This is a genomic window from Paenibacillus mesophilus (genome assembly GCF_005938385.1).
Taxonomy (GTDB): Bacteria; Bacillota; Bacilli; order Paenibacillales; family NBRC-103111; genus Paenibacillus_AB; species Paenibacillus_AB mesophilus.
Map to the genome: position 1 here is coordinate 556,481 of NZ_VCRA01000003.1, position 7,108 is coordinate 563,588.

At 53.6% G+C, this 7,108-nt stretch carries 4 protein-coding genes; 1 reads left to right on the forward strand and 3 read right to left on the reverse strand.

Annotated elements, in window-relative coordinates; genetic code table 11:
• Positions 1 to 53: 53 nt before the first annotated feature.
• The 3 genes from FE783_RS07655 to FE783_RS07670 form a co-directional block, all read right to left on the reverse strand.
• Positions 54 to 2,237: a glycosyl hydrolase family 28-related protein gene (locus FE783_RS07655; protein WP_138878747.1), complete on the reverse strand. Its 2,184-nt coding sequence runs from the start codon at positions 2,235 to 2,237 to the stop codon at positions 54 to 56.
• 486 nt (positions 2,238 to 2,723) lie between these two features.
• Complete coding sequence (locus FE783_RS07660) at positions 2,724 to 4,049, reverse strand: ABC transporter substrate-binding protein (RefSeq protein WP_138878748.1); 1,326 nt, start codon at positions 4,047 to 4,049, stop codon at positions 2,724 to 2,726.
• A gap of 568 nt (positions 4,050 to 4,617) precedes the next feature.
• Positions 4,618 to 5,520 carry a DinB family protein gene (locus FE783_RS07670; RefSeq protein ID WP_138878749.1) on the reverse strand — a complete coding sequence of 301 codons (903 nt, stop codon included), beginning with the start codon at positions 5,518 to 5,520 and terminating at the stop codon, positions 4,618 to 4,620.
• A 232-nt stretch (positions 5,521 to 5,752) separates the two neighbouring features.
• Between FE783_RS07670 and FE783_RS07675 the strand changes: the two genes are divergently transcribed.
• On the forward strand, positions 5,753 to 6,841 hold the full coding sequence (locus FE783_RS07675) for a response regulator transcription factor (RefSeq protein WP_238402928.1): 1,089 nt from the start codon (positions 5,753 to 5,755) through the stop codon (positions 6,839 to 6,841).
• The last annotated feature ends 267 nt before the right edge of the window (positions 6,842 to 7,108 follow it).

Here is a 7,108-nt window from a genome sequence, read left to right on the forward strand (position 1 = left end):
CTGGAATATGAATCTGGGAAATCGATTACTAATTGCAGGAAAAGCTTCAACCTTTATGCCGGAGCAATCGTCGTCACGGTGCCATCCGCGCCGCGAACTTTAAGAGCGCCCTCGTGTGCGTATAAATAAACCCCGCCCACCGGATTGGTCGTAGGCTCATTGGCTACATCGGCAATGAACACCCCGTTCATCTTGTCGATCGTCATATTAGCTGCCGTACCGCCCATATAGATGCCGAACTGCGCTCCTGCGGCAGGCACATGGCATATTACGCCCTTCGGCATTTCCGTTCCCGTCCCGGTACCTTGAATGACGACTTTGCCTGCGGCAAAAGCGCCCAATGTCGAGTTCGCGGCCGGGAAATAGCCGAACGATGCACTTCCCAGATTGGAGGAAGTCGGTCCCGCTTTCGCCCTGAATTGGGAGCTTGCCGACGTGCCTCCGTTCGTATTCGCATTTTGGATCAAGCTGGCCGAGTTGAACGATATGCTTTGGTGAAGCGTTCCCGGATCGGCGGGGCCGAAGTTTTGCTGGTCGGTTCCGAATTGCCCGGCGGTCGTGCCGTTCCATCGCAATTTGCCTCCGGCGGTAATGCCCATTCTCCATTTGATCGGATCGGAATAAGGGTCCTGGGAATATATCGTAAGCGCATTCAAAGCTGCCCCTGCCGTATTGGACACTGCAAGCGTGCCGATATCGGTCGTCTTCGCCTGATCGATCGCGAACCGTTGACCGATCGTGCGCAGCTGATTGTTGGCGGCAAGAGGGCCGTTATATATAACTTCCTGAGCGTTCGCATAAGAGTAAGTGCCGCCGATAATTTCATTGTTGCTCGCTTGGTAATAGCCTGGCGGGCCATCGAAGTAAAAACGGACCGGCAGCGTGAAACGGACGGTGTTGCCGGCGGTCGTAAATACCCGGGGAACCGTATCGCTCGGCGACGTCGACAGCTGGAACGTGCCGCCCGCCCCCGTCGAGTTGATGACGTAGTAAGCTTCCCCGTTGACCAGACCAGCCGGCGCCGTAGTGGCTCCGAGAACGATTTTATCCCCGTTGTTGAACGTTCTGTAGGCAGGCTGGGTGAATGTGTTCGCTGGGCTTGGCGCGGCGATTGAACCGAACCAGTTGCCGGTATTGCCCGGAGCTTGATCCGGGACGAGTCCCGCTTCCCAGCGGCAACGGTCGAACACACAGAATTGGGCGCCATTCGCGTAAACGTGGTATTCGCTCGTATATCCTTCCAAATCCGTGCCCCTGAATCTGATGTTCGTTACCGTGGAAACGCCGGTGCCGCTCAGGACGACGTGTCTCCATCCGGGCGTTCGGACCCCGTACATCGGGCCTACCTGCTGCACGGCCCCGCCGATAAAATCCAATTCGTTGCAGAACGAGGCGTTTATCGGGCCGGTCGGCTGAATCAAATAGGCGACTTTGCAATTCAGCATATATCCGCCGCTTATCCGGTTGTATACATTCCCCCGGTTAACGGAGTCGTAGTGCTGACCGGTTTCGAAGTAATAAATGCGGCCCGGGTATAGGTCGGAGCTCCATACGTTGCAGACTCGGATTCCTTTGCTTCCTGCCGTCAGCGTAAGGTTCACCGGCTTGACCAAATCCGGCAGCGTAATCATGGCGTCGATCAGGCAGTTGTTGGCATCCGTTCCGCCGATCGTGATCGCCGTGCCGGCAAAGCTGTCCGGGTATTTGAACACCGCGCCGCGGGCTTCCAAATGGCAAAACACAGTAAATGATTGGTTGACCGCATAAGTAGCAGGGGGAATGATCAGCTTAGCCCCGGGACATTGATACACGGGATTCACGGCATTGTTCTTTTTCGAGTTGCAGTATTCCAGCGCCGCCGCGATCGCTGCGGAATCGTCCGTAACCCCGTCTCCCTTGGCGCCGAAGTCGAAAACGCTTACGCACTCGCGCAGCTTCAGACCGACCGTTCGCTCCGGCAGTCCCTCGGAAAAATGGTAGTCGACGCAATCGGAATCGATATTCGGGACGCATCCTCCCCCGTAAACCGCGCTTTGCACGGCGGGCCCCTTATCGATGGCATCGGCTATCCCTGCAATAAGCGTACCGGAAGCTACCGCAACGCCCGTCACACCGATAGTCGACAACATTTGTCTTCGGCTAATCTTGATGTCCGTACCGGCTTGCACCTGCTTCAGCTCTGCGTTATTGTCAGGCTCCTCCGGGTTGTTAGGCTCGACTTGCTTGTTCGAATTCATCTTCATTCCTCCCTGCACATAGTAATCGTTTACTTACTAGGCGTAGCTCGGCCTTCTGCTTGGGGCCATAATCCCCTCCGAATGTTGTGCTCCCCTATTCCGTTGTTGCAGCCGTTCATTTTCTTTATAGTTCGTTCGTTTGCCGGTCCTCACCCCCTTCGATCAATTACCTTGCCGTGCACGAAGTGTAATGTTTATATAGATTTGATCTGTTGTATATATAATATATATTATATTATATAACCAAATAAAATCAATCCTGTTTTTTGGGATTGCACGCAATTAAAAAGCTCCCATTCCTGCAAGAGAAGGGAGCTTTATGACGGGGAGCCTTTGCGAACCTCTATATCGTTCTAATTTAGAACGAACCGTTTACGAACGATTTGTTGCGAGTTGGGACTTAGGCCCAGTCCGAACGCGGAGCTCGGGAACGAGGATCAAACAAAAAAGCTCCGGCGCTTGGCCGAAGCTTGATCGGTAATCGTGTTATTTCTTCGCCTTCAATTCCGCAATCTTCTTGTTGAACTCTTCCTCCCCCTCTTTAAGCAGCGTATTTACGTCGGATTTTCCGTTCACATAATTGAGCATTTTCGAGCTCATAGTACTGAGTCCGCTGGAGTTGTAAGGAGAAGACAAGATAGGATCGGGATATTTTTGCGAGAATACGGCTTTCAAGTTTTTGCCTTTGGCGGCCGGATTGTTCTCGAACGCATGCTCCAGCATTTTGGCATTATCTTTCAATGCGGTAATCCGTCCGTTCTTGGTCGCCTCCATCTGTACGTCCGGATCGGTGCTCAAGTACGCCATAACCTGGAACGCCACATCGGCATTCTTGCTCCCTTTCGGAATGACGAAGCCGTCGGAAAATACGCCTACGCCGACCCCCGGCTTATCCTTGAAGGAGGGGAACGTAACGATATCCCATCTCAAGCCGGCTTTCTCGGCCCCGGCCATATCATAGTTTTGCAGCTGCAATATTTCCGGCATCATCGCGACCGTCCGATTGGTCAGAAAATTGTTGCGCACATCGCCGAACGATTTGATTTGTGGAGCGTTAGGATAATCGTTTATGCTTTTCATAATATCGAACATACGCTTCCATCCGTCGGTCGCGAGGGCGGCTTTCTGCCCGGTGCTGTCCACATAGGAAAGACTTAGCTGGCTTTGTACCCGGTTCAGTCCGGTCGGCGGGAGGAGACCGATGTACTGCGTATCCCCGTCTTTGCGCGATATTCGCTTGCCGAGCTCGATCGCTTCTTCCCAAGTCATATTGTCTTTCGGATAGGCGATGCCGAACTTGTCAAAGATGTCCTTGTTGTAATGAAGGCCGAAAACGAGGACGTTGTAAGGCATGTAAAGGATTTCTCCCTTGGGCGAATACGATTTGATGCTATCGACCATTTTCGCATCGAACTTGCTGTTGAAATCGAACCCGTGCTTTTTGGCAAGCGCCGTCAAATCCATCGGCACGTCTAAGTCGGCAAGCGGTCCGCCCATATTCGTAAGACCTTGCCAAATAATGTCGGGGATGTCGTTCGTCGCGAGCAAATCCTGAATCTCGCTTCCTTTTTTGTTCTCGACCACTTGAAGCGTCACGTGGGGAAACTTCTTCTTCACGAATTGGTTAATATATTTCTCGAAATCGTCGAGTACGGTCATCGTATAAAATTTCAACGTGACCGGCTCTTGCTTCTCCGCCGGCTTCTGTACGTCCCCTCCTTTGGTGCTGCCGTTTCCTTGGCCGCCGCAGCCTGCGAGTAAAGCGGTTACAATCGCGGCTGCCATAAGTGCTTTTCCTTGTTTCTGCATCATCGGAATTTCACCTCTTTGTGAATTGACTACCCTTTTGTCATTTCTCGCGGTACGCTCATCATACGTTGTGACTATTCGCTTCCCGATTGGCAGCCATGCACGCGGGTAGTCCGGTTAACGATCCGGCCCGTTCGCGCATAGCGAGCGACTCCCCCCTCCTTGACATACAAATCTATCGTGTAGGTTCCCGGTAATAGTCCAGGCAAAGGAAAAACCGCAGTCGTTCTTAATTGAAGAACAACGTTCCTTTCGGTGAGTAAAAATTTAAGCGCTTACTTATCTGAGATTCGGTTTCACACGACGGCAATGAATAGAGGTTCCGAACAAGAAAAGGAAAGCGCTTATTCATTCGCACTAGGTTCTTTATTGAAGAACATAGTTCTTATTAATTAGAGTACCATTTCTGTTACCAGGTTTCAATACAAATTTTTATCCGATAGGGAGAACCTCATCGTGCATCCATCGCCGGGAGGCCTTGGATGCACAATGAGGTCGAACGGCTCGTCCGCAAAGCAGCTCAAATCCGCCGTATCGCCTTGAACGGTGCGGTTCGACAATCCGTCGGCGATCAAAGACGATTTGCCCGGATCTCTACAATCCGGCGAATATGCGCGTTGGCATGACCTGCCATCGACTTCATCAGCCGAGCAGCCGTCTCCGTTCGGCCGCCGCCGACGATGGCGCTTCTCTGCAGCGAGCCGGGAATATGGCTGCAGACGATCCGGATATGCTCGCGCAGAAGCCGAAACAGGGCAACTTCCGTTGCGATTGGGCGCGTTGCGTAGTTCATCCCCACGGCCCACGCGTCCTGCTCGAACCGGCTCGATACGTAAGTGCGGCCCGGATCGGCATCGGCCAATATGTATTTCAGCTTGTGTGCCGCGGCCAGCTCGAGATCGACTACGTGCAGCACCTGCTGCCGGATCGTCCACTTGCCGGGAGCTATCGCCATGTCCAGATCTTCTTCGTCCAATCCGGCGAGCGCCGCCTCGAGCCGATCCGGTCCGGAAGCGTACAATGCGAGGATGTCCTCGTCCGCCGCCTCGAACTCTTGCCAGTAGACGACCGTGTACCCGTCCGGCGTTCGCAATGTCAACGTGCGCCAGCATAGCGGCTCGAGCTCATCATTCTGGACGGCACCGGCCGATTCGGCTCTCCGCAGCAGCGGGTCCAACGATCCCGCCTCCTCCGGTACTCTTATATAGAAACGGTCTCCCGGCTTTATCCGGGAAAACTCGGACTTGATCATACAGCCGATTGCTTCCTCGCTCATTCCCCGCTCGTACAGCAGCGCCGGCTCCTCATCGGGCATTTGCAGCCATACGTACTTGTCCGCAATGTCGTACGCTTCCGGCTCTAGTCGGTTCCAGCCCAGCACGCCGCAGTAAAACTTCCCGGCAGCAGCGAGCCCGTCCACTTCGAGAGCAATTTTCGCCTTGCGGTCCGACCGGTCGGTCGCTTCGCCACACATAGGTCGAGTTCAGCCTCCTCCGTTTCTAATATCGCCCGCCTAGCATCGCGCCTCGGCATCTCTCCTATTGTAGAACAGACCCGAAGATCGCTGCCACAGAAAAAACAGCTATGCTTCATTTTACCCTCTCATATTTTTCCACATGTGGCTTTTCCCCTTTAAAAAGCCAGGTCCGAATAGTATAATGGCCTTGTATCTTCATAGGAATGGAGGCAGCCTTGCCTTGCTGAAAGTGTTGATTGCGGTTGACAAGCCGTCCGTTTGCAGCAGTCTACGAAGGATGGTTGCCTGGGAGCGGTTGGATGCCAAAATATTGGCCGAATGCTCCAACGGGAAAGAAGCTTTGGAAATGGCGCTGGAGCAGCAGCCCGACCTGATCATCGCCGACGTTCGGCTGCCCGCATGGGACGGACTCGAGCTGGCCGAGCGTCTGCATAAGCTGCTTCCCGATGTTTCGCTGATCGTATTGACCGACTTTCAAGATTTCGCTTATGCCCGGACCGCCATGCGCTACGGATTTACCGACTATATATTGAAGCCGCTCCATAAGCATAAGCTGGATCTGCTGGCCGCCCGGATAGGACGCCTTTCGCAGGAATGCAAAATACGCGAGCGCTGCCATAAGATGCTGGACGACGGCGACACGCGGGACAAGTGGATCGAGCAGCTCAAGCAAGGAGAACCCGATTCGTTCAACTCCTTTTTCGAAAGCGCTTTCCATCATCTTCGGTCCGCACGCGATCATATTGTCCGCGACATTGCCTCCAAGCTCGCAGCCGTCTTGATTGAAGCCGGCAAAACAGCGGGGTTGCGAATGGGACCGACGGGACTCTCTCCGGAGTCCGTATGGGAACGGTTCGCCCAAGCGAAGACGAAGGCGGAGCTGCACGACCTCGTGAACGACTTGATCGACGAGGTGACACAGCAGGCTATCGAGCGGAAGCAGTCGCGCGCCATGTTCGTGGTCGAATGCGTGAACAGCATGATTGCCGTCAAATATGGAGAAGCGGATTTCTCGGTTTATTCCATCGCTGGCGAGCTATGCTTGTCCCCGAATTCCGTCAGTGCCATTTATCGCGACTGGACGGGGGACAACATCAGCGCCGCGATTACCCGCCTCCGGATGGAGCAAGCCCGCATGCTGCTGCGCGAGAGCGATATTCCCATACCGAAGCTGTCCGTCCGGATCGGATATCCCGACCCTCATTATTTCGCGAAAGTATTCAAGAAGCACGAGGGCCTCACCCCCGCGCAATATCGCGGCTTGGCCCGGCAGCAGGATGCGGTGCCGAATTCTCAGCCGGTGCAATTATCGCCGTGACGTCGGTTGTGAAAAAGAGACGCAAGCCTGCTAATACACAGTCACTTATCGGGGGCCCGAAAACCGGAAGTTTCCTTGGTTCATCGCTGTAAAGGCTTCAGGTAACAATGAACTCTATTTGCTTATTTGCGAACCTCATTGTTACTACTTAGGTCCCCCCTTTTCAAACGTAGAAAACTTGGTTAATAATGGGTAACCGAGTTCAAATGGAAAAGGGGACCACTGATGAAAATGAGTCCGGAAGAGATCGAACGAATCAGTCACAGT

What these genes read in the sequence shown, in the direction of transcription:
- FE783_RS07655 (WP_138878747.1), bottom strand. Translation starts at nt 2,237, where the DNA reads ATGAATTCGAACAAGCAAGTCGAGCCTAACAACCCGGAGGAGCCTGAC.
- FE783_RS07660 (WP_138878748.1), bottom strand. Translation starts at nt 4,049, where the DNA reads ATGATGCAGAAACAAGGAAAAGCACTTATGGCAGCCGCGATTGTAACC.
- FE783_RS07670 (WP_138878749.1), bottom strand. Translation starts at nt 5,520, where the DNA reads ATGTGTGGCGAAGCGACCGACCGGTCGGACCGCAAGGCGAAAATTGCT.